This is a genomic window from Streptosporangium sp. NPDC048886 (assembly GCF_055586905.1).
In genome coordinates, this window is record NZ_JBVJHH010000034.1 from 26182 (window position 1) to 45831 (window position 19650).

17 protein-coding genes and 1 riboswitch are annotated in these 19650 nt (G+C 71.0%); of the genes, 11 read left to right on the plus strand and 6 right to left on the minus strand.

What is annotated here, in order from left to right; genetic code table 11:
- Nucleotides 1–63: 63 nt before the first annotated feature.
- The 3 genes from ACZ6R6_RS34210 (at nt 64) to ilvC (ending at nt 3450) form a co-directional block, all read left to right on the plus strand.
- Nucleotides 64–1839 (plus strand): acetolactate synthase large subunit, encoded by a 1776-nt coding sequence (locus ACZ6R6_RS34210; RefSeq protein ID WP_470100421.1) that lies wholly within the window; start codon nt 64–66, stop codon nt 1837–1839.
- Nucleotides 1840–1909: 70 nt separating this feature from the next.
- Nucleotides 1910–2434: an acetolactate synthase small subunit gene (gene ilvN, locus ACZ6R6_RS34215; protein WP_306864917.1), complete on the plus strand. Its 525-nt coding sequence runs from the start codon at nt 1910–1912 to the stop codon at nt 2432–2434.
- 35 nt (nt 2435–2469) lie between these two features.
- Nucleotides 2470–3450, plus strand: a complete 981-nt coding sequence (gene ilvC, locus ACZ6R6_RS34220; RefSeq protein WP_470100582.1) for a ketol-acid reductoisomerase — start codon at nt 2470–2472, stop codon at nt 3448–3450.
- A 135-nt stretch (nt 3451–3585) separates the two neighbouring features.
- Here ilvC and ACZ6R6_RS34225 read toward each other — a convergent pair whose 3' ends face one another.
- Both ACZ6R6_RS34225 and dacB read right to left on the minus strand, forming a co-directional pair.
- Nucleotides 3586–4458, minus strand: coding sequence for a CAP domain-containing protein (locus tag ACZ6R6_RS34225; protein ID WP_470100424.1), 873 nt, complete (start codon nt 4456–4458; stop codon nt 3586–3588).
- 187 nt (nt 4459–4645) lie between these two features.
- The gene (gene dacB / locus ACZ6R6_RS34230; RefSeq protein WP_470100426.1) at nt 4646–6196 is read right to left on the minus strand and encodes a D-alanyl-D-alanine carboxypeptidase/D-alanyl-D-alanine endopeptidase; all 1551 of its coding nucleotides are present in this window, start codon (nt 6194–6196) and stop codon (nt 4646–4648) included.
- A 123-nt stretch (nt 6197–6319) separates the two neighbouring features.
- Between dacB and ACZ6R6_RS34235 the strand changes: the two genes are divergently transcribed.
- Entirely contained in the window at nt 6320–7663 is a 1344-nt protein-coding gene (locus tag ACZ6R6_RS34235; protein WP_470100428.1) for an MFS transporter, read from the plus strand.
- Here ACZ6R6_RS34235 and ACZ6R6_RS34240 read toward each other — a convergent pair.
- On the minus strand, nt 7644–8189 hold the full coding sequence (locus ACZ6R6_RS34240; protein ID WP_306864930.1) for a DUF1707 and FHA domain-containing protein: 546 nt from the start codon (nt 8187–8189) through the stop codon (nt 7644–7646). The two genes, ACZ6R6_RS34235 and ACZ6R6_RS34240, sit on opposite strands and share 20 nt — an antisense overlap.
- Before the next feature lie 97 nt (nt 8190–8286).
- Here ACZ6R6_RS34240 and ACZ6R6_RS34245 point away from each other — a divergent pair, with 97 nt between their 5' ends.
- The 3 genes from ACZ6R6_RS34245 to ACZ6R6_RS34255 all read left to right on the plus strand — a co-directional run bounded on the left by ACZ6R6_RS34245 (nt 8287) and on the right by ACZ6R6_RS34255 (nt 12186).
- A complete protein-coding gene (locus ACZ6R6_RS34245; protein ID WP_306864932.1) occupies nt 8287–8814 on the plus strand; it encodes a PadR family transcriptional regulator in 528 nt (175 codons plus the stop codon).
- Nucleotides 8811–9518, plus strand: a complete 708-nt coding sequence (locus ACZ6R6_RS34250) for an ABC transporter ATP-binding protein (RefSeq protein ID WP_470100431.1) — start codon at nt 8811–8813, stop codon at nt 9516–9518. Before ACZ6R6_RS34245 ends, ACZ6R6_RS34250 begins: the two co-directional genes overlap by 4 nt.
- A gap of 61 nt (nt 9519–9579) precedes the next feature.
- Nucleotides 9580–12186 (plus strand): FtsX-like permease family protein, encoded by a 2607-nt coding sequence (locus tag ACZ6R6_RS34255; RefSeq protein WP_470100433.1) that lies wholly within the window; start codon nt 9580–9582, stop codon nt 12184–12186.
- 142 nt (nt 12187–12328) lie between these two features.
- Here ACZ6R6_RS34255 and ACZ6R6_RS34260 read toward each other — a convergent pair whose 3' ends face one another.
- Nucleotides 12329–13288: a hypothetical protein gene (locus tag ACZ6R6_RS34260; protein WP_470100435.1), complete on the minus strand. Its 960-nt coding sequence runs from the start codon at nt 13286–13288 to the stop codon at nt 12329–12331.
- Nucleotides 13289–13504: 216 nt separating this feature from the next.
- On the opposite strand from ACZ6R6_RS34260, the gene serA reads away from it, so the two are divergent.
- Nucleotides 13505–15094: a phosphoglycerate dehydrogenase gene (gene serA / locus ACZ6R6_RS34265; protein ID WP_470100437.1), complete on the plus strand. Its 1590-nt coding sequence runs from the start codon at nt 13505–13507 to the stop codon at nt 15092–15094.
- A 312-nt stretch (nt 15095–15406) separates the two neighbouring features.
- Nucleotides 15407–15529, plus strand: coding sequence for a hypothetical protein (locus ACZ6R6_RS34270; protein WP_306864946.1), 123 nt, complete (start codon nt 15407–15409; stop codon nt 15527–15529).
- Nucleotides 15530–15591: 62 nt separating this feature from the next.
- Here the strand turns inward: ACZ6R6_RS34270 and ACZ6R6_RS34275 are convergent, their stop codons facing one another.
- Nucleotides 15592–16236, minus strand: coding sequence for a C40 family peptidase (locus ACZ6R6_RS34275; protein ID WP_470100439.1), 645 nt, complete (start codon nt 16234–16236; stop codon nt 15592–15594).
- Nucleotides 16224–16452: riboswitch (cyclic di-AMP (ydaO/yuaA leader) on the minus strand. (Overlaps the previous gene by 13 nt.)
- Nucleotides 16453–16619: 167 nt before the next feature.
- On the opposite strand from ACZ6R6_RS34275, the gene ACZ6R6_RS34280 reads away from it, so the two are divergent.
- A complete protein-coding gene (locus ACZ6R6_RS34280) occupies nt 16620–17666 on the plus strand; it encodes a 3-isopropylmalate dehydrogenase (protein WP_470100441.1) in 1047 nt (348 codons plus the stop codon).
- A 172-nt stretch (nt 17667–17838) separates the two neighbouring features.
- Nucleotides 17839–18933, plus strand: a complete 1095-nt coding sequence (locus ACZ6R6_RS34285; protein ID WP_470100443.1) for a branched-chain amino acid aminotransferase — start codon at nt 17839–17841, stop codon at nt 18931–18933.
- 57 nt (nt 18934–18990) lie between these two features.
- On the opposite strand, the gene ACZ6R6_RS34290 is transcribed toward ACZ6R6_RS34285, so the two are convergent.
- Nucleotides 18991–19584, minus strand: coding sequence for a Uma2 family endonuclease (locus tag ACZ6R6_RS34290; RefSeq protein WP_470100445.1), 594 nt, complete (start codon nt 19582–19584; stop codon nt 18991–18993).
- Between the last annotated feature and the right edge of the window lie 66 nt (nt 19585–19650).

Below are 19650 nucleotides of genomic sequence, written 5' to 3' on the forward strand. Positions count from 1 at the left end.
CGAAGCACTTCGACCTGCGCGCCGCCCCAGCTCCGCCGTCCCAGGCGGAATGGGGCATTTTTTATGCCGCCAAACTTGCTGAGCCATACAAGGAACGAGCCGATGACCGAACAGATGACAGGAGCCCAGGCCCTCGTCAGAGCGCTGGAGCACGTCGGGGTCGACACCGTGTTCGGGATCCCGGGCGGCGCGATTCTCCCCGCCTACGATCCCCTTTACGACTCGGCCAAGGTCCGGCACGTGCTCGTCCGGCACGAGCAGGGGGCCGGCCACGCGGCGCAGGGCTACGCGCAGGCCACCGGCAGGGTCGGGGTCTGCATGGCCACCAGCGGCCCGGGCGCGACCAACCTGGTCACCCCGATCGCCGACGCCTACATGGACTCGGTCCCGATCGTCGCGATCACCGGCCAGGTGCCCAGTAACGCCATCGGCACCGACGCGTTCCAGGAAGCCGACATCTCCGGCATCACCATGCCGATCACCAAGCACAACTTCCTGGTCACCGACCCGGCCGACATCGCCAGGACCATCGCCGAGGCGTTCCACATCGCCGCGACGGGGCGCCCGGGGCCGGTGCTGGTCGACATCTCCAAGGACGCGCTCACCGCCAAGACGGTCTTCCAGTGGCCGCCGGTGATGCAGCTGCCGGGCTACCGCCCGGTGACCCGGCCGCACTCCAAGCAGATCCGGGAGGCGGCCAAGCTGATCGCCGACGCCAGGCGGCCCGTGCTCTACGTCGGCGGCGGCGTCCACAAGGCGCGGGCGGCGGCGGAGCTGATGGAGTTCGCCGAGCTGACCGGCATCCCCGTGGTCACCACGCTCATGGCGCGCGGCACCTTCCCCGACAGCCACCGCCAGCACCTGGGCATGCCGGGCATGCACGGCTCGGTGCCGGCGGTCGGGGCGCTGCAGCGCTCCGACCTGATCATCGGGCTCGGCGTCCGCTTCGACGACCGCGTCACCGGTGAGCTGTCCACCTTCGCCCCGCACGCCAAGATCGTGCACGCCGACATCGACCCGGCGGAGATCTCCAAGAACCGGCACGCGGACGTCCCGATCGTGGGCGACTGCAAGGAGGTCCTCTCCGAGCTGATCACCGCGGTGCGCAACGAGGACCGCAAGGGCGACTACAGCGAGTGGTGGACCCAGCTCGACGCCTACCGGGCGACCTACCCGCTGGGCTACGACGAGTTCGAGGACGGCTCCCTCGCCCCGCAGTACGTCATGGAGCGGCTGAGCGCGATCGTCGGGCCGGACGCCATCTACACCGCGGGCGTCGGCCAGCACCAGATGTGGGCCGCCCAGTTCATCGGCTACGAGAACCCGGGCACCTTCATCAACTCCGGCGGCGCCGGCACGATGGGCTTCTCGCTCCCGGCGGCGATGGGTGCCAAGATGGGCAGCCCCGACACCACGGTCTGGGCCATCGACGGCGACGGCTGCTTCCAGATGACCAACCAGGAGCTGGCCACCTGCACCATCGAGGGCGTGCCGATCAAGGTCGCGATCATCAACAACGGCAACCTCGGCATGGTCCGGCAGTGGCAGACGCTGTTCTACAACCAGCGCTACTCCAACACCGACCTGCAGACGGTCCGCCGGATCCCCGACTTCGTGAAGCTGGCCGAGGCCTACGGCTGCGTCGGCCTGCGGTGCGAGCGGCCGGAGGACGTGGACGCGACCATCAAGAAGGCGATGGAGATCAACGACGTGCCCGTCGTGGTCGACTTCGTGGTCCACCAGGACGCCATGGTCTGGCCGATGGTGGCGGCCGGGACCAGCAACGACGACATCAAGTTCGCGCGCGACATGGCGCCGGTCTGGGACAGCGAGGACTAGCGGTGAGTGATCGAAGCGGGCGCGGATGCCCGGCGGACGCGCGGGCGGGCCGTCAGGCGAGGAGGAAGGCATGAGCAGGCACACGCTCTCCGTGCTGGTGGAGAACAAGCCCGGCGTGCTCGCGCGCGTCGCGTCGCTGTTCAGCCGCCGGGGGTTCAACATCGACTCGCTGGCGGTCGGGCCGACCGAGCACGAGGACATCTCGCGGATGACCATCGTGGTCAACGTCGAGGACCTGCCGTTGGAGCAGGTCACCAAGCAGCTCAACAAGCTGATCAACGTGCTGAAGATCGTGGAGCTCGACCCGGCGCAGGCCGTGCAGCGCGAGCTCACGCTGATCAAGGTGCGGGCCGACTCCGAGACCCGCTCCAGCGTGCTGGAACTGGTCAACCTCTTCCGCGCGCGGTGTGTTGACGTCGCCCCTGACGCGGTGACGATAGAGGTCACCGGCACGCCGGACAAGCTGCAGGCCTTCATCAAGCTCCTGGAGCCGTTCGGCATCAAGGAGCTCGTCCAGTCGGGCATGGTGGCCATCGGCCGCGGCGCCCGTTCCATAACCGACCGTTCGCTCCGGGCCCTGGACCGGACCGCGTAAGCAGAGAAACCCGAAAGGTTAAGCAAGTGACTGAGATCTTCTACGACGACCAGGCCGACCTGTCGATCATCCAGGGTAGGCACGTGGCCGTCCTGGGGTACGGCAGCCAGGGCCACGCCCACGCCCTGTCCCTGCGCGACTCCGGCGTCGACGTCCGGGTCGGCCTGCTGGAGGGCTCCAAGAGCCGGGAGAAGGCCGAGGCCGACGGCCTGCGGGTGGTCACCCCGGCGGAGGCCGTCGAAGAGGCCGACCTGACCATGATCCTGGCGCCGGACCACGTCCAGCGGCACCTCTACGCCGAGCACGTGGCACCGAACCTCGTCGAGGGCGACGCCCTCTTCTTCGGCCACGGCCTCAACATCCGCTACGGCCTCATCGAGGCCCCCGAGGGCGTCGACGTCGCGATGGTCGCCCCCAAGGGCCCCGGCCACCTCGTCCGCCGCCAGTACACCGCGGGCCGCGGCGTGCCGTGCCTCGTCGCGGTGGAGAAGGACGCCAGCGGCAGCGCCTGGGACCTCGCGCTGTCCTACGCCAAGGGCATCGGCGGCACCCGCGCCGGCGCGCTGAAGACGACCTTCACCGAGGAGACCGAGACCGACCTGTTCGGTGAGCAGGCCGTCCTCTGCGGTGGCGTGTCCGAGCTGATCAAGGCCGGTTTCGAGACCCTGATCGAGGCCGGCTACCAGCCCGAGGTCGCCTACTTCGAGTGCCTCCACGAGATGAAGCTGATCGTCGACCTGATGTACGAGGGCGGCATCCACAAGATGTACTGGTCGGTCTCCGACACCGCCGAGTACGGCGGCTACTCCCGTGGCCCGCGCGTCGTGACGCCGGAGACCAAGAAGGAGATGCAGCGCATCCTCGCCGAGATCCAGTCCGGCGAGTTCGCCAAGGAGCTGGTGGACGAGTTCGACGGCGGCCAGAAGAAGTTCACCGCCTACCGTGACGAGCTGGCCCAGCACCCGATCGAGAAGACCGGCGCCAAGCTCCGCCCGATGATGAGCTGGCTCAAGTAGCACCGGGTCACCGGCGGCCCGTGGGTGAACGGGCCCGCCCGTACGGCGACGCCCCCGTGACGGTCATCCGTCACGGGGGCGTCGCCGTTCTTGTCGCTGTCGCTGTCGCTGCCGTCTCCGGCGGGGCCGGGGCCCCTACTTGGCGGCGAAGACCTGGGTCCAGTAGATCTGGCCCTTGGCGTTCTTGGCCGCGCCGACACCGATGAGGGTGTACTTGCAGTTCATGATGTTGGCCTTGTGGCCCGGGCTGTTCATCCAGGAGCCGACCACGGCGGCCGGGGTCGGCTGGCCCATGGCGATGTTCTCCGCCCAGCCCGACCCGCCGGTGAAGCCGGCCCCTCGGATGCGGTCCATGAAGCTGTGGCCGTCCTTGGAGGTGTGGCTGAAGTAGCCCTGCTCCGCCATGTCGGCCGAGTGGCCGTAGGCGGCCTTGCGGAGCTGCGCGTCGTGCTTGAGCGGCTGGCAGCCGCCCTTCGCCCGCTCGGCGTTGGTCAGCCGCACGACCTCGTTCTCCTCGGCCGTCCCCACGGTGCCGGCCGGCGGGGGAGTCGTGGGGGTGGGGGTCGCCGAAGGCTTGGGCGAGGAGGTCGCCGTGGGGATGGGGGTGGGGGTGGCCGTGGGGGACGGCGTGCCCGTGGGGGAGCAGGACAGCCGGGCGGCCTTGGATGTGCCCGAGTGGCCGCGGTAGTCGGTGACGACCGCGTAGTAGACGCCGGGGGCGCACGGCAGCGCGACGGTGACCCGCCCGTTGCCGCCCCTGCGGGAGGCGCTCCTGACGACCGGGTCGGGGCCGGCCTCGGCACGCTTGACGCGGATGCGGACCAGCGCGGTGTCGCCGCAGCCGAGCCGCGCGGCCGACGCCTGGATCTTTCCGGCGGCTGTGACGTAGGGAGCGGCCGCGTACACGCGGCATGCGGTCTGCGACGCCGTCGCGGCGTGGGCCGTGACCGGCGTGCTGAGTGCCGCCAGGCTCCCGAGGCACGCGAGTACCCCTAGCGGTCTGCGCATATCGGTTCCTCCAGTGGGGTGGACGCTGGATGGCTCCGCATTCTGTCGGTGATATATCCCCCTTGTCACTAAATTCCGGATATTAATTGTGAGTTCCAGGTAAACCGGAGTGGCCTGAGAAGCGTCTGGGACCGTTCCCACCCCCCACTCCCCGCCGCCGCGCGGCGGCGGGGAGGCGGCCGGCGGCTCAGCAGCCGACGGGCTTGAGCCAGGAGCACTCGACGTCGGCCGGCTCCTGCGGAGCCTGGCGGAGCTGGACGCTCGCCACGTCGGCCGGGGCGGTCCGGCTGAACTGGGCGAGGCGGATGGCGATCTTGTCCTCGATGTCCTTGGGAGAGCCGGACAGGAACTGGTTGAGCATGACGGAGAAGACCAGGGGCTCGTTGTCCGCGCTGGTCACGTAGCCGGACAGGGACGTGACGCCGGTCAGCGAACCGGTCTTGGCGTGGACGTTGCCGGCGGCCGGGGTGCCGCGCATCCGGCTCCGGAGCGTGCCGCCGACCATCCGGTCGGGGTCACCGGCGATCGGCAGCGAGCCGTACCAGGTGGAGAACCAGGGCTTGGCGCGCAGCGCGATCAGCAGGCCGGTGACGCCGCCGGGGGTGAGACCGTCCACCCGGGACAGGCCGGAGCCGTCCCGCATGCGCAGCGTCGGCATGCCGTTGGCCCGGGCGAAGGAGGTGATGGCGGCGAGCCCGGCGCTCCAGGTCCCGGCCCCGGAGACCTTGCGGCCGATGGCCTTGGTCAGGATCTCGGCGTGGATGTTGTTGCTGAGCTTCATGAACGGCACGAGCAGCTCGCCGAGCGGCATCGACTCGTGCGAGACCACGGTGGCGGCTCCCGGCGGGGCCGCCTCGCGGGCGGTGGGACCCAGCACCCGCACGCCGTGCTTGGCCAGTGCCTTACGGAAGAGCGAGGCGGCGTATCCGGTGGGGTCGTCGACGGCGACCCACTCGTCGTACTTCTCCGCGACGGTCCCGGTGATCACCACGGTGTTGGTGCTGTGCTGCCGCTCGACCAGCACGTCGGTCTCGGTCCCGGTCGTCGCCCGGTTGTCGATCTTCAGGTAGTCGGTCTCGGGGGTGGTGGAGACCTTGGCGGGCCTGCCCGCGGCGTCACCGGGGGCGACCGAGACGATGACGCTCCCGGCGTCGTAGTCGGTGTTCGGCGAGGCGGTCAGCGCGGAGATCTGCGCCGCGTAGTAGTACGGCTCGTCGTCCCAGGCCCAGTCGGTGCCGAGCCGTACCGAGTCGAACCAGGTGTCGTCGGCGACCAGCTTGCCGGTGACCACCTTGATCCCCGAGGCGGCGACGCGGGCGGCCAGCGCGTCGTAGTCAGCGGCCAGGAGGGTCGGATCGCCGGTGCCCCGGAGGTAGAGGTTCCCGGCGAGGGCCGAGCCGGCCCGGCGGCCGCTGGACAGCACGCTCGTGGTGAAGCGGTAGTCCAGGCCGAGGGTCTCGACCGCGGCGGCCGAGGTCACCAGCTTGGCGTTGGAGGCGGGGGTGAGGATCTTGCCCGAGTCCAGGGTGTAGAGCTCCTCCCCGGAGGCGGCGCTCTTGACCACCACTCCCGCCCGCGCGGGGGTCAGCCGGGCGTCGCTGAGGATCTGGTCGATGTCCTTGACCAGATCGGTGACGCCGGAGGTGGGTTCGAGCGCGCTCGCCGGGGCCGAGGCCCAGGCGAGACTGGCGAGAAGGAGGGCGGAGACAGAGATTGTGGTCCGTCGTGAGGGGCGCACGGTTTCTCCCGGTGCCTAAGGGGGTTTGCCGAGATCATCGGGAATCGCGGGCTGGGTGACAATACGGAAATATTCGTATCTTCCGGACTGCCGAGCGGTCGCTTGCTGCGATTGAATGTGGTCATGGTCACACCGGAGCCCGCTCCCGCCGTCGTCACCGTGCCGCGCGGGGTCCGCATCGGCTACGGCATCGGCTCAGTCTCCACCGCGACGTTCTCCACGGTCCCGGGATTGCTGCTGTTGTTCTACATGACCAACGTGCTGGCGGTCCCCGCGTGGCTGGCCGGCATCGTGGTCTTCCTCCCCAAGGTGTGGGACATGCTCATCAATCCCTGGGTGGGCCAGCGCTCCGACCGGACGGTCTCGCGGATGGGCGCGCGCCGCCCGTGGATGCTCCTGGGCGCGCTCACCCTGCCCGTGGCGTTCGCGCTGACGTTCGCCGGCCCGCCGCTCACTGGCACTCCCGCCGCGCTGTACGTCGCCGTCTGCTACTTCCTCACCGCGACGGCCTACGCCTTCTATGAGGTGCCCTACAAGGCGATGGCCGCCGAGATGACCGACGACTACCACGAGCGCTCGGCGCTGCTGCAGTGGAAGATGGTCTTCGTCGGCCTGGCGATCCTGCTGTCCGGGGCCGTCGCGCCGGCGATCGCCGGCACCGAGGCCGCCGGCTACCGGCTCATGGGCCTGGTCGTCGGGGCGGTGCTGCTGGTCTTCATGCTCACCTCCTTCGCGGGCACGGCCCGCGCGCCGATGGTCGCCAGGGTGGAGGCGGAGGCGTCCATCCGCGCCCAGTTCGCCGCGGCCCGCTCCAGCCGGCCGTTCATGGTGCTGCTCGGCCTGAGCTGCGCCCAGATGTTCGCCGCGGGCACCCTGCTGGCGGGCGCGCCGTACCTGGCCACCTACGTCCTGGGCGACCCCGGGGCGACCACCACGCTCTTCCTGTGCGTCGTCGGGCCGCTGCTGGTCACGATGCCGGCGTGGGTCCGGCTGTCCAGGCGCTACGACAAGCGCGGGGCGATGGTCCTCGGGTCGGCGCTGTTCACGGCGGGCACGGTCGGGCTGGCGTTCGCCGGGGAGCTCGGGCCGGTCTACGCGCACGTGTGCGTGCTCGTCGTGGGCGTCGGCTACGCGGGGCTCCAGCTGCTGCAGTTCTCCATGCTGTCGGACGTGATCGCCCATGACGCGCTGGTCACCGGCAGGCGCCGCGCCGGGGTGTTCACCGGCCTCTGGACGGCCTGCGAGACCGTGGTCTTCGCGCTCGGCGCGCTGGTGCTCGGCTGGCTGCTCGGCGCGGCCGGGTTCGTGGAGTCCGACCCCGGCACGCCGGTGGCGCAGCCCGAGGCGGCGGTCATGGCCGCGCTGTACGGCGGCACGCTGCTGCCCGCGCTCGCGGCCGGGGTCAGCGCCCTGCTGACGGTGCGCTATCCCCTCACCGCGGAGACGCTCAGATCAGCTGGGGAGTGATCACCAGGAACATGCAGTCGCCGAAGGAGAGGACGTCTCCCGGGCGGACCTTCGCCGGCCCGACCAGGCGCCAGTCGTTCAGCCGGGTGCCGTTGAGCGAGCCGAGGTCGACGACGATCCAGCCGTCGTCGTCGCGGCGGAGCTCGGCGTGCACCCGCGAGACGGTCAGGTCGGCCAGGACCAGGTCGCAGGCCGAGCCGCGGCCGACCACGTAACGGGTGCGGCTGTCGCCGGGCAGCGCGAGCCGGGGCAGCCGGGGACGCCGCCAGGCCGACTCCACGCGCTTGGTGAAGTCGGAGGCCGAGGAGACGATCTCGGTCACCATGCGGCGGAACCGGCCCCGCTGTGGCAGGTCGGCCACCAGGCTGTCGAGCTCCCCCTGGCTGCGCGCGCGCAGTGCCATGTCGACACGGCCGAGGAAGGTCTCGTGCGAGAGGTGGCCCTCGACGGCGCGGTCGCGGAGCTCGTTGATCGCACGGTCGCGGTCCCCATCGGACGCGCGGGACGGGGGCGTCGGCGAGCTCATCTCCCGAGTATCAGCCCCAGGAGCGGAGCCTGTCCAGAATATGCGGATCTCTTGCCTCGCTTGCCGTGACCATACTGAGTATGCATACTCAGTATTCATGGCGATCCGACAAGGGCTGCTCGCCCTGCTGAGCCAGGGGCCCCGCTACGGCTACCAGTTGCGTGCCGAGTTCGAGGCGTCCACAGGGGCGACCTGGCCGCTCAACATCGGCCAGGTCTATACGACGCTCTCGCGCATGGAACGCGACGGTCTGGTGACCCCCGGCGAGCAGGACGACCAGGGCCGGGTCGTCTACACGATCACCGAGGCCGGTCGGACCGAGATGGAGCGATGGTTCAGCACCCCCGTCGCCCAGGCCGACCGGCCCCGGGACGAGCTGGTCATCAAGCTCGCGATGGCGGTCACCGCCGCCGCCGACGTGCGGCCCGTCATCCAGGCCCAGCGCGGCGCCACCATGCGCACGCTGCAGGAGCTCACCCGCGCCAAGCGAGCGAGCGCCGAGGGAGCCGCGCAGCGGCTGGTGCTCGACTCGATGATCTTCCAGGCCGAGGCCGAGCAGCGCTGGCTCGACCACTGCGAGGCCGTGCTCACGGCCTCCCCCCAGACGCAGGAGAAGCAGAGATGAGTTTCGATCCGGTCGTACGGCTCGCCGGCGTCAGCCGCGTGCACGGTGACGGCCCGCAGGCCGTGACGGCGCTGCGAGACGTCAGCCTGGACGTCGCCGCCGGAGAGCTGGTGGCGGTGATGGGACCGTCCGGCTCCGGCAAGTCCACCCTGCTCAACCTCGCCGGCGGGCTCGACCGGCCCACTTCGGGCGAGGTGACCGTCGAGGGCACCCCGCTGTCGCGCCTGCCGGCCAAGGAGCTCGCCCGGCTCCGCCGCAGGCACGTCGGCTACGTCTTCCAGGACCTCAACCTGATCCCGTCGCTCACCGCGGTGGAGAACGTCATGCTCCCGCGCGAGCTGGACGGTGTCAGGACCGGGCAGGCCCGCCGGGAGGCGATGGACGCCCTGGAGGAGGTCGGCTTGGCCGACATCGCCGGCCGCTTCCCCGACGAGCTCTCCGGCGGCCAGCGCCAGCGGGTCGCCATCGCCCGCGCCCTGGTCGGCGAGCGCCGGCTCATCCTGGCCGACGAGCCCACCGGCGCGCTGGACACCCCGACCGGCGACGACATCCTCCAGCTCCTGCGCACCCGCTGCGACGCGGGGGCCACCGCGCTGCTGGTCACCCACGAGCCGCGCTACGCCGCCTGGGCCGACCGGGTGGTCTTCCTGCGCGACGGCGAGATCACTGACTCCACCGCCGTCCCCCTGGAGAGCGCCCGATGAGCGAGCGGACGGACGCGCGGAACACGGCGGCGACCCGCGGGCCGTGGGACGGGAGGACGGCATGAGCGCCCTCCTCGCCGCGCTGCGGATCTCCCGCAGGGACGCCCTGCGGGCCAGGGGCCGCACCGCCCTGATCATCACGATGATCGCCCTGCCGGTCCTCGTCATCACCGGACTGCTGACCTTCGCCCAGACCGCGGACCTCACCCCGCGGGAGCGGCTCACGGCCGACATCGGAGCGGCCGACGCCCGGATCAGGACGACGGAGAGACGCGGCAGGCTGAAACAAGATCTTTCGGGCCGGTGCTGCCCGGCTGGCCGGGGGCCCGTCTCCACACGGCCGTGGACGCAGGCCGAGCTGGCCGGGCTCCTAGGCCCCGGCGCCCGGCTCGTCCCGGTGAACGAGGGCAGCGTCGACTTCCGCAGCCTCGCTGAGCGCGGCCAGGTGAGCGCGCGCGAGCTGGATCTGCGCGACCCCCTGACGGCGGGCATGTATCGCCTGGTGGAGGGCCGCCTGCCGGCCTCGGCCCAGGAGGTCGCGGTGACCCCCGCGATGCTGGAGCGGGGGGCCCGTCTCGGCGCGCCGCTGTCCGTCCTGCGGGAGAAGAAGGCGGTGCGGGTCGTCGGAGTGGTCGAGCACCCGCACCAGACCAGGAGCAGGGAGATCGTGGGGCTGCCCGGCAGCCTGCTCCTCGACAGGAGGGACGGCTACGGCAACGGCTGGCTGGCCGACACCGCGGGGCCGGTCACGTGGGCCGGTGTCAAGCGGCTGAACGCCGTCGGGCTGCTGGTGCAGTCACGTGCCGTCATCGAGGATCCGCCGGCCCGGATCCAGTTCGATGAACCCCCGCGCAACGTGGACCAGACGGTGGCGGTCGGCCTCGCCGGGACCATGATCGTGCTGGAGGTGGTGCTGCTCGCCGGTCCCGCCTTCGCGGTCGGGCTCCGCAGACGCCGCCGCGAGCTCGCGCTCATCGCCGCCCAGGGGGGCTCACCGGGACACCTGCGCATGATCGTCCTGGCCGACGGCGCCGTCCTCGGTGGCGGCGCGGCGGTGCTCGGCACGGTCCTCGGCGTCGGTCTGGCGTCACTGTCGGCCGTGCTGGAGGCGGGCCGGCTGATCGGCGGGGTCGGCCCCTTGGAGATCCCCTGGACGCCCGTCGTGGCCGTCGCGCTCCTCGGCGCGGCCAGCGGGACCGCCGCCGCCGTGGTGCCCGCCGTACAGGCGGCCCGGCAGGACGTGGCGGCGGTGCTCGGCGGGCGCCGGAGCCGGGCGCGCGACCGGGTGGGCCGCCCGGTGCTGGGCCTGCTCCTGGTCGCCGCCGGGATCGCGGCCACCGTGACCGCCGTCAGGTCCGGCGCGGTCTGGGTCCTCGCCACCGCCGTCCTCACCCAGCTCGGACTGGTCGCGCTGGCGCCCAGGCTGGTCAGGGAGGCCGCGCGGGCGGCCGCCCGGCTCCCGCTCCCGTTCCGGCTGGCCGCCCGTGACGCCTCCCGCCATCGCGGCCGCACCGCCTCCGCCGTCGCGGCGGTCATGACCGCCGCGGCCGCGGTCACCGCGCTGGGGACCGCCTTCAACAGCGACTACGCCAAGAATCGCGATGCCTTCCAGGTCACCCGCCCCGCCGGGACCACAGCCGTCTACGGCAGGGGCTTCGACGACGCCCGATGGGACAGGCTGAGGGCCGCCGTCGAGCGGAAGCTGCCGGGGGTGCCGCTGATCGAGGCCGCCGAGGCCCGCAACGCCAAAGGCGCCGTGCTCCTCCTGGGCCCCCGGCCCACCGAGAACTCGCCGCCGCTCTTCTTCGGTGTGGACGGACTGCCGATCGGGGACGGACGGCTGCTCGCCCTCGTCCAGGGCCGGCCGGACCCGGCGGCGGCCGCAGCCTTCGCCTCGGGGAAGGCGGTGGTGTTCGATCCGAGTCTGGTGCGGGACGGGCGGCTGTCCCTGGACGTGTGGTCGCCTGACGGGAGGAGGTCCGGCGTGCCCGGTGGCGTCACGGTCCCCGCGGTCGTGGTCACGGCCGCCCATCCCCAGCACGCCGTCGCGGTGCTGCCCACTGCGGCCGTCCAGGCCGCCGGGCTGGAGACGAGGCCCCGCGTCCTGTACATCGACCCCGCCTCCTACCGGCCCACCCTCCAGCAGGAGCTCGACCTGGAGTGGGAGCTCAGGGGGGTGGCGCCGGGGACGGACGTTCACGTCCAGGCCGGGTTCGAGCGGGAGATCGCCCTGCGGCTGTGGCTGCTCCTGGGGGCGGCGCTCGTCCTGGTGCTGGGCGGCACGTTCGTCGCCACCGGGCTCGCGGCGGCCGACATGCGGCCCGACCTGGCGACGATGGCCGCCGTCGGAGCCCCGCCGGGGACGCGCCGGTTGGTCGTCGCCGGGCAGGCCGGATTCATCGCGGGGCTCGGCGTGCTGATCGGCACGGTGGCCGGTTCGGTCACGGGGATCGCCGGGGCGTGGTCCCTGACGGCCGAGGAGGGCTACTCCATGGTCGTCACGACGGAGCCCGGCCGGCAGATCCTGACGCTCCCCTCGATACCGCCGACGATCGAGATCCCCTGGCTCTTCCTGGCGGCGATCGTGGTCGGCCTGCCGGTGCTGGCCGCCCTCGTGGCGGGGCTCTCCGCCCGGACCGGGGTGACGCTGGCCCGCCGCACCGGATAGCGCCCGGCGCCGGAGCGGACGGCCGGCGGGACGGCGGAGCGCCCGGGCGCTCCGCCGTCCCCGCGTAGCCGCTCTCCGTACGGCCGGCGCCGCGTCGGCCGGCTCCGGACGGGCGTCGCCGTACGGCCGGCTGCGGCGGGGGTCAGCCGGTGACGTCGGCGCAGACCACGTGGGCGCCGATCTCGACCATCCGCTGCTCGCTGCGCGCGTCGGCGACCCGGGCCATGAGGATCGGCGCCTCGCTCGCCGCGAGCTGCGGCAGCCGGGCGCGGACCCCGCGGTGGATGTCCCGGACCACGTCCTCGGCGGCCGACATGTGCACCTTGACGTGCAGCATGATCCCCGGGGCGCCGGAGGAGGTGCGGGCCTCGGAGATCCACACGTGGTGGACGAGCGGGTAGTCGGCGAGCACGTGCGAGATCGCCACGCGCAGCGCGGGCAGGATCGGGTGCTCGCACCGCCGGTAGCCGGGGTCCACCATCTGCATCGGCCCCGACAGGTGGGGGCGGGGTGCGGGGATCCACGGCTGGGCGGGCGCGGCCGGCACGGAGGCCCGCTGCGGGCGTGCCACCGGGGCCTCCGGCGGGCGCGCGACCGGGAACTCCGGCTGGCGCGCGACCGGGGTCTCCGGCGGGCGTGCCACCGGGTAGTCCGGCCGGCGGGCCGCCGGGGGATTCTGCGGACGCGAGACCGTGGCCATCGCCCCGGTCGCGTATGCCGTCAGGGCCACGCCCGACAGCGCCGGCGTGGGGCCGGTGCGGGTCGACAGCAGGTAGCGCTGGAGGTCCTCGATGGGCACGGCGGCGGCCGCCGGTCCCGCGGCGTCGATCACGATTTCCCGCACACCGGTGACGCGCTGGATGTCGAGGATGGTGTCGGCGTCGCAGGCCGACAACGAGTGGTTGCCACGGTGCCGTGCGTAGGTGCTCGCCGAGGTGTATCCGAGCAGCACCCGGTCACCCGCCTGCGTCGTGCCGAGCACGACGGAGCGGTCCGGTCGCACGGCAACCAGGAGTCCCCATTCGGCAAGCGCCGCCAGCAGCCGGTGCGGGCCGCCGTGCTGCGCGAGCACATCGCCGAGAGCGGGGTTCCCGATGCTCATATGAGGAACGATAGGTAGGGGACCACGGCTTATGAGGGTAATCGTGAACTTTTCTCTGGAGCAATACCAAGTTGAATTTTCCGCGCATGGATGCTTCGGGGGTGGGTACCCCAGATGACCGTCTCGGATCGCGGGACACTCGTGAACGCGTTCACAAGCGCCGATAGAATACGTGAGGTCCGTGCAGCAGCCGCCACGTCTCTAAGGATCTAGCCTGTGAACAAGCCCGTCGTACTGGTCGCAGAGGAACTCTCCGAGGCCGGTCTCGCGGTCCTGGGCGCGGACTTCGAAGTCCGCCACACCGACGGCGCCGACCGCGCCCAGTTCCTGCCCGCCCTCGCCGACGTGGACGCGCTCATCGTGCGCAGCGCCACGCAGGTCGACGCCGAGGCCATCGCGGCCGCCCCCAAGCTCCGGGTCGTCGCCCGGGCCGGCGTCGGCCTGGACAACGTGGACGTGGAGGCCGCCACCAAGGCCGGCGTCATGGTCGTCAACGCGCCCACCTCCAACATCACCAGCGCCGCCGAGCACACCGTCGCGCTGATCCTCGCCTCCGCCCGCAACGTCGCCCAGGCGCACCTGGCGCTCAAGGGCGGCGAGTGGAAGCGCTCGAAGTACACCGGTGTGGAGCTCGACGAGAAGGTCGTCGCCATCCTGGGCCTCGGCAAGATCGGTCAGCTCGTCGCCCAGCGCCTGCAGCCGTTCGGCGTCGAGCTGATCGCCTACGACCCCTACCTGCAGCCGGCCCGCGCCGCGCAGATGGGCGTCCGCCTGGTCTCGCTGGAGGAGGCCCTGCGCGAGGCCGACTTCATCACCGTGCACCTGCCCAAGTCCAAGGAGACCATCGGGCTCATCGGTGACAAGGAGCTCCACACGGTCAAGCCGTCGGTGCGCCTGATCAACGTCGCCCGCGGCGGCATCATCGACGAGAACGCGCTCTACTCGGCGATCAAGGAAGGCCGCGTCGCCGGCGCCGGCATCGACGTCTTCCCCAAGGAGCCGGTCACCGACAGCCCGCTGTTCGAGCTGGACCAGGTCGTCGTCACCCCGCATCTGGGCGCCTCCACCCACGAGGCCCAGGAGAAGGCCGGCACCCAGGTCGCGCGCAGCGTGAAGCTCGCCCTCGCCGGGGAGTTCGTGCCGGACGCGGTCAACGTCCAGGGCGGCGTCGTCGCCGAGGACGTCAAGCCGGGCCTGCCGCTGGCCGAGAAGCTCGGCCGGGTCTTCACCGCCCTCGCGGGCGAGGTCGCCACCAGGCTCGACGTCGAGGTCCGCGGTGAGATCGCCGCCCAGGACGTCCGCGTGCTGGAGCTGGCGGCGCTCAAGGGCATCTTCACCGACGTGGTCGAAGACTCGGTCACCTACGTCAACGCCCCGCTCCTGGCCAAGGACCGCGGCGTGACCGTCGAACTGGTCACCAGCTCCGAGAGCCCCGACTGGCGCAACGTCGTCACCGTCCGCGGCGTGCTGGCCGACGGCCGGACGGTCTCGGTCTCGGGCACCCTGTCGGGCCCGCGCCAGATCACCAAGATCGTCGAGGTCAACGGCTACCAGATGGAGATCGAGCCGACCGACCACCTGTCGTTCTTCACCTACACCGACCGCCCCGGCATCGTCGGCGTCGTCGGCCGCATCCTCGGCGACCACAGCATCAACATCGCCTCGATGCAGGTGGCCCGGGACGCGAAGGGCGGCAAGGCCCTCATCGCGCTGACCGTCGACTCCGCCATCCCGGCCGACGTGCTCGACGTGATCGGCGCCGAGATCGGCGCCGACAGCGGCCGCTCGGTCGACCTGGCCGACTAGCGCGCACGGCGACGGCTGCCGTCCCCGGGAAGCCGGGGGCGGCAGCCGTTGTGTGTCTCAGCATGTGAGAAGTGTGTACGGAGTGCGGGACGCTGTCCGTACGGGCGGGTAACCTGGCAGGAAATGCGCCAGGTTCTCGCACTCATTACCTGCCGCGGCGGGGCCTGACAGGGCAGGCCGGCAGCCCGCCGCGGTGTGGTGGCGCACGCCGGCCCCGCGCCGCCGGTCCGCGATCCGGACCCGCGGCACTCAGGCCCGGTCCGATCCGTGACCGGAGTCCGGACCATCTCTCCCTGCCCGCATGCGACCGAGATGAGAATCGCCATGTACGACATGTATCCCTGGAACCGTCCCGAAGACGCCGAAGACGAGGCCGCCGACGCGCTCCAGACCGCCCTGGACCGCCGCGACAACGGGGGCGCTCCCACCCGCTAGCCGGGTAGGGCTCTCATCCGACCTGCGGGGCGCCGGTCCGGGTGACCGGCGCCCTCCGGGGATCAGGGGGTGGCCTGGAGCATCGTGGGGGCGGGCTGGGCCGCGAGCTTGGCCTGTTCGGCGGCGAGCTTGACGCCCGTGCGGTCGGGACGGACGCCGCCGACGAACGTGCTGCGACGCCAGGAGTTGAGCTTCTCCTCCTTGACCACGTCGCCGGTCTGCGGGGCGTGGACCATGTAACCCGGCTTGGTGATCATGCCGACGTGCCCGAGGTTGTGGAAGAAGACGAGGTCACCGGGCTTGAGGTTCTTCCAGGAGACCTTCTTGGAGAACGCCGCGTACTGGGCGGCGGCCACGCGGGGCAGCTTGATCCCGGCGGCGCCGTAGGCGCGGAGCATCAGGCCGGAGCAGTCGAAGCCGCCGTTGCCGGTGCCGCCCCAGACGTAGGGCGTGCCGCGCTTGGACATGGCCCACTTCACGGCCTGCTTCCAGGCGGGCACGGGGGCCTTCTTGGTGATGATCTCCTTGAGCTTGGGCCCGGTCAGCGGCGCGGTGGCGGTGATGGGCGCGGGGGCGTCAGCCTTGGGAGAGTCGGCCTTGGGGGAGTCGGCCAGCGCGAGGGACGGGGTCGCGAGCACGGCGGCGCCGGCGACGAACAGGGACAGGACGCGGGGGTGAATCTTGCCGGACAGGATGCTTCCTTCCATAGGGCCGGCCGGGTTAGCTGTCGGGCTCGGGCGTGGAGGCCGCCCTACGGCGCGCGAAGCGCTGATTCGCCCCAAGGGACCCGTGAAGGCGGCTCAGGACATGGCTCCGCCATGCGAAGCGCGGAGTCCTGGGCGGCCGTGGGTCCCGGAAGTGGTTCCCCGGCTCCGCGCAGGCCGAAAGGGGGGACGGCCCGGCGGATTAGGCATCGGTTCGAATGCAGAGGACCATAACGAAACTTAACGAAAGGGTCAATACGTCGCAAAAGCGGACAAAGGGATCATAGCGGCCGGGACGGCTGTGGATCATGAGTCCCGTACGCGCGAAAATGTCCGATGGGTGAGATCGGTGTTCGATTACCGAGACGGACCGGTAAGGTGCCTGCATGGATTCGCGCAACATTCGTCTGGCAGTCATCCCCGGGGACGGGATCGGAGTCGAGGTCGTCACCGAGGGCCTGAAGGTGCTCGAAGCGGTCGGCACGAAGGTGGAGACCGTCACCTACGATCTCGGCGCCAAGCGCTACCACCGGACCGGTGAGACCCTTACCGACGCGGTCCTGGACGAGCTGCGCGGATACGACGCGATCCTGCTCGGCGCGATCGGCGACCCCAGCGTGCCGCCGGGCATCCTGGAGCGCGACCTGCTGCTCAGGCTCCGCTTCGAGCTCGACCACTACGTCAACCTCCGCCCGGTCAAGCTCTTCCCCGGCGTCGAGACCCCGCTGGGCAAGGCCCGCCCCGAAGACATCGACATGGTCGTCGTCCGTGAGGGCACCGAGAGCCTCTACGCGGGCGCGGGCGGCGTGCTGCGCCGCGGCACCCCGCACGAGGTCGCCACCCAGGAGTCGCTGAACACCGCCTTCGGCGTCGAGCGCGTCGTCCGCTACGCCTTCGACAAGGCGCTCGGCCGTCCCCGCAAGAAGCTGACGCTGGTCCACAAGACCAACGTGCTCACCTACGCCGGTGACCTCTGGGCCCGCACGTTCGACCGGGTCGGTCTGGAATACCCCGACGTCCAGACCGACTACTGCCACGTCGACGCGGCCTCGATGTTCTTCGTCACCCAGCCGGAGCGGTTCGACGTGATCGTCACCGACAACCTCTTCGGCGACATCATCACCGACATCGGCGCCGCCGTCGCCGGCGGCATCGGCCTGGCGGCCAGCGGCAACATCAACCCCGACCGGACCGCGCCGAGCATGTTCGAGCCGGTCCACGGCAGCGCCCCCGACATCGCGGGTCAGGGCAAGGCCGACCCGACCGCCACGATCCTGTCGGTCGCCATGCTCCTGGACCACCTCGGACTGGCCGACGAGGCCGCCAAGGTCGAGCAGGCCGTCGCCGACGACCTGGTCGAGCGGCTTACCGGCTGGACCGGCCGGACCACTCACGAGATCGGTGACGACATCACCGCCCGAGTAGCCGGCTGACAGAGCCGCCTCCCCCACTCAGACGCGTCTGGCGGCTCACTGGAGCCGCCAGGCGCGTCTTCGTTTATCCCTGCAGTGCCGGTTTTCGACATAGATGCAGTAGTTTCCCGTTACCTGAGTCCACCGCAGAATGGACCCAAGGGCAGACCGCCTCAAGAGAAGGATCTCCGCCATGACCACCGCTCAGAAGCTCAGCTTCGACGTGCAGCTCTCCGACCACGCTCGCACCGCAGCCGAGCGTGAGCAGGTACTGGCGAGCCCCGGGTTCGGGCAGACATTCACCGATCACATGATCTCGATCGACTACACCGAGGGAGAGGGCTGGCACGACGCGCGGCTCATGCCGTACGGCCCGCTGAGCCTGGACCCGGCGACCGCGGTCTTCCACTACGCCCAGGAGCTCTTCGAGGGCCTGAAGGCATACCGCCAGGACGGCGGCGCGATCGCGGCCTTCCGGCCCTACGCCAACGCCGCCCGCTTCAACCAGTCGGCGGTGCGGATGGCCATGCCGGAGCTGCCCGAGGAGGCGTTCGTCGAGTCGCTGGAGCTCCTCGTCCAGACCGATCGCGAGTGGGTCCCCACCACCCCGGGGCACAGCCTCTACCTGCGCCCCTTCATGATCGCCACGCAGGCCGCGCTCGGCGTCAACTACCCGTCCCGGACCTACCGCTACATGGTGATCGCCTCCCCGGCGGCCGCCTACTTCGGCGGGAGCAAGGCCGTCTCGGTCTGGCTGTCCACCGAATACACCCGCGCCGCCCCCGGCGGCACCGGCTTCGCCAAGTGCGGCGGCAACTACGCGGCGGCCTTCGTCGCCCAGCGCCAGGCCGTCGAGCAGGGCTGTGACCAGGTGGTCTGGCTCGACGCGGCCGAGCACCGCTACGTCGAGGAGATGGGCGGGATGAACCTGTTCTTCGTCTACGGCGACCGCCTGCTCACCCCGGCCCTCACCGGCACGCTCCTGCCCGGCATCACCCGCGACTCGATCCTCGCCCTCGCCTCCGAGCTGGGCCTGACCGCCGAGGAGGGGCGTCTGTCGATCGAGGAGTGGCAGGCGGGCTGCGAGTCCGGCGAGCTCACCGAGGTCTTCGCCTGCGGCACCGCGGCGGTCGTGACCCCCGTCGGCTCGGTCAAGGGCGCCGACCGCGCCTGGACGGTCGGTGACGGCACCCAGGGCCCCGTCACGGCCAGGATCCGCGAGGAGCTGGTCGGCATCCAGTACGGTTCCCGCCCCGACGCCCACGGCTGGGTCCACAAGATCTGCTGACCCGGACACGAGAAGAGCCCGGCCTCCCACCTGGCCGGGCTCTCCTCGCCGGAAGTTCTAGACTCTGGGCAGGTTGTCGGTGTCGATCGTCACATTCCACGGCTCCGGTAGGTCCAGAGAGCCGCCGAACTTGACGATGACCTCTTGCCGATATCCCTTCTGGCTGGGATGGCTGAGGAGTCGGACCTGCTCGTCGAAGGCGTCGACAACGAGATAGAGCGGCACACCCGCCTGCGCGCAGTTGCGTGGCTTGATGACGTGATCGTCGTTGACGCTGCTCGGGGAGACCACCTCCACCACGAGCAGGGTGACATCGCCGTAGACCTCGTTCTTGTCCCACATCCTGGGATTGGAGGGCACGACGGTGAGATCAGGACGGTATCGGTCGGTCTGCGGGCCGAGGTGGAGTGTGATGTCGGGCCAGATCTTCCAGCCTTGTCCGGTCACGATGCCGACGAGCTGGGTGATGATCCAGAAGACGATGTCGTTGTGGCTGTCGGTGGGCAACTCCCTCACCACGATCCGGCCGTTGATGAGCTCGACACGCCGGCCGGGACATCTTTCGCGCACCTCTGGCAGCCGTCTCGCGAGCTCGTCGCGGAGATCCTCTTGCGGTGGATCCGCAGTCGGTCGTTCCAGAACTTTGGCCATGGTCTCAATCTTCCCCTCCGCGCGGGTGGGCGCAACGTGTTTGACACGCGACTCAAAGTAACCGTA

Coding starts and splice junctions, on each gene's coding strand:
- ACZ6R6_RS34210 (WP_470100421.1), top strand. CDS start 64: ATGCCGCCAAACTTGCTGAGCCATACAAGGAACGAGCCGATGACCGAA.
- ilvN (WP_306864917.1), top strand. CDS start 1,910: ATGAGCAGGCACACGCTCTCCGTGCTGGTGGAGAACAAGCCCGGCGTG.
- ACZ6R6_RS34225 (WP_470100424.1), bottom strand. CDS start 4,458: ATGCGCAGACCGCTAGGGGTACTCGCGTGCCTCGGGAGCCTGGCGGCA.
- ACZ6R6_RS34235 (WP_470100428.1), top strand. CDS start 6,320: ATGGTCACACCGGAGCCCGCTCCCGCCGTCGTCACCGTGCCGCGCGGG.
- ACZ6R6_RS34240 (WP_306864930.1), bottom strand. CDS start 8,189: ATGAGCTCGCCGACGCCCCCGTCCCGCGCGTCCGATGGGGACCGCGAC.
- ACZ6R6_RS34245 (WP_306864932.1), top strand. CDS start 8,287: ATGGCGATCCGACAAGGGCTGCTCGCCCTGCTGAGCCAGGGGCCCCGC.
- ACZ6R6_RS34250 (WP_470100431.1), top strand. CDS start 8,811: ATGAGTTTCGATCCGGTCGTACGGCTCGCCGGCGTCAGCCGCGTGCAC.
- ACZ6R6_RS34255 (WP_470100433.1), top strand. CDS start 9,580: ATGAGCGCCCTCCTCGCCGCGCTGCGGATCTCCCGCAGGGACGCCCTG.
- ACZ6R6_RS34260 (WP_470100435.1), bottom strand. CDS start 13,288: ATGAGCATCGGGAACCCCGCTCTCGGCGATGTGCTCGCGCAGCACGGC.
- ACZ6R6_RS34270 (WP_306864946.1), top strand. CDS start 15,407: ATGAGAATCGCCATGTACGACATGTATCCCTGGAACCGTCCCGAAGAC.
- ACZ6R6_RS34275 (WP_470100439.1), bottom strand. CDS start 16,236: ATGGAAGGAAGCATCCTGTCCGGCAAGATTCACCCCCGCGTCCTGTCC.
- ACZ6R6_RS34280 (WP_470100441.1), top strand. CDS start 16,620: ATGGATTCGCGCAACATTCGTCTGGCAGTCATCCCCGGGGACGGGATC.
- ACZ6R6_RS34285 (WP_470100443.1), top strand. CDS start 17,839: ATGACCACCGCTCAGAAGCTCAGCTTCGACGTGCAGCTCTCCGACCAC.
- ACZ6R6_RS34290 (WP_470100445.1), bottom strand. CDS start 19,584: ATGGCCAAAGTTCTGGAACGACCGACTGCGGATCCACCGCAAGAGGAT.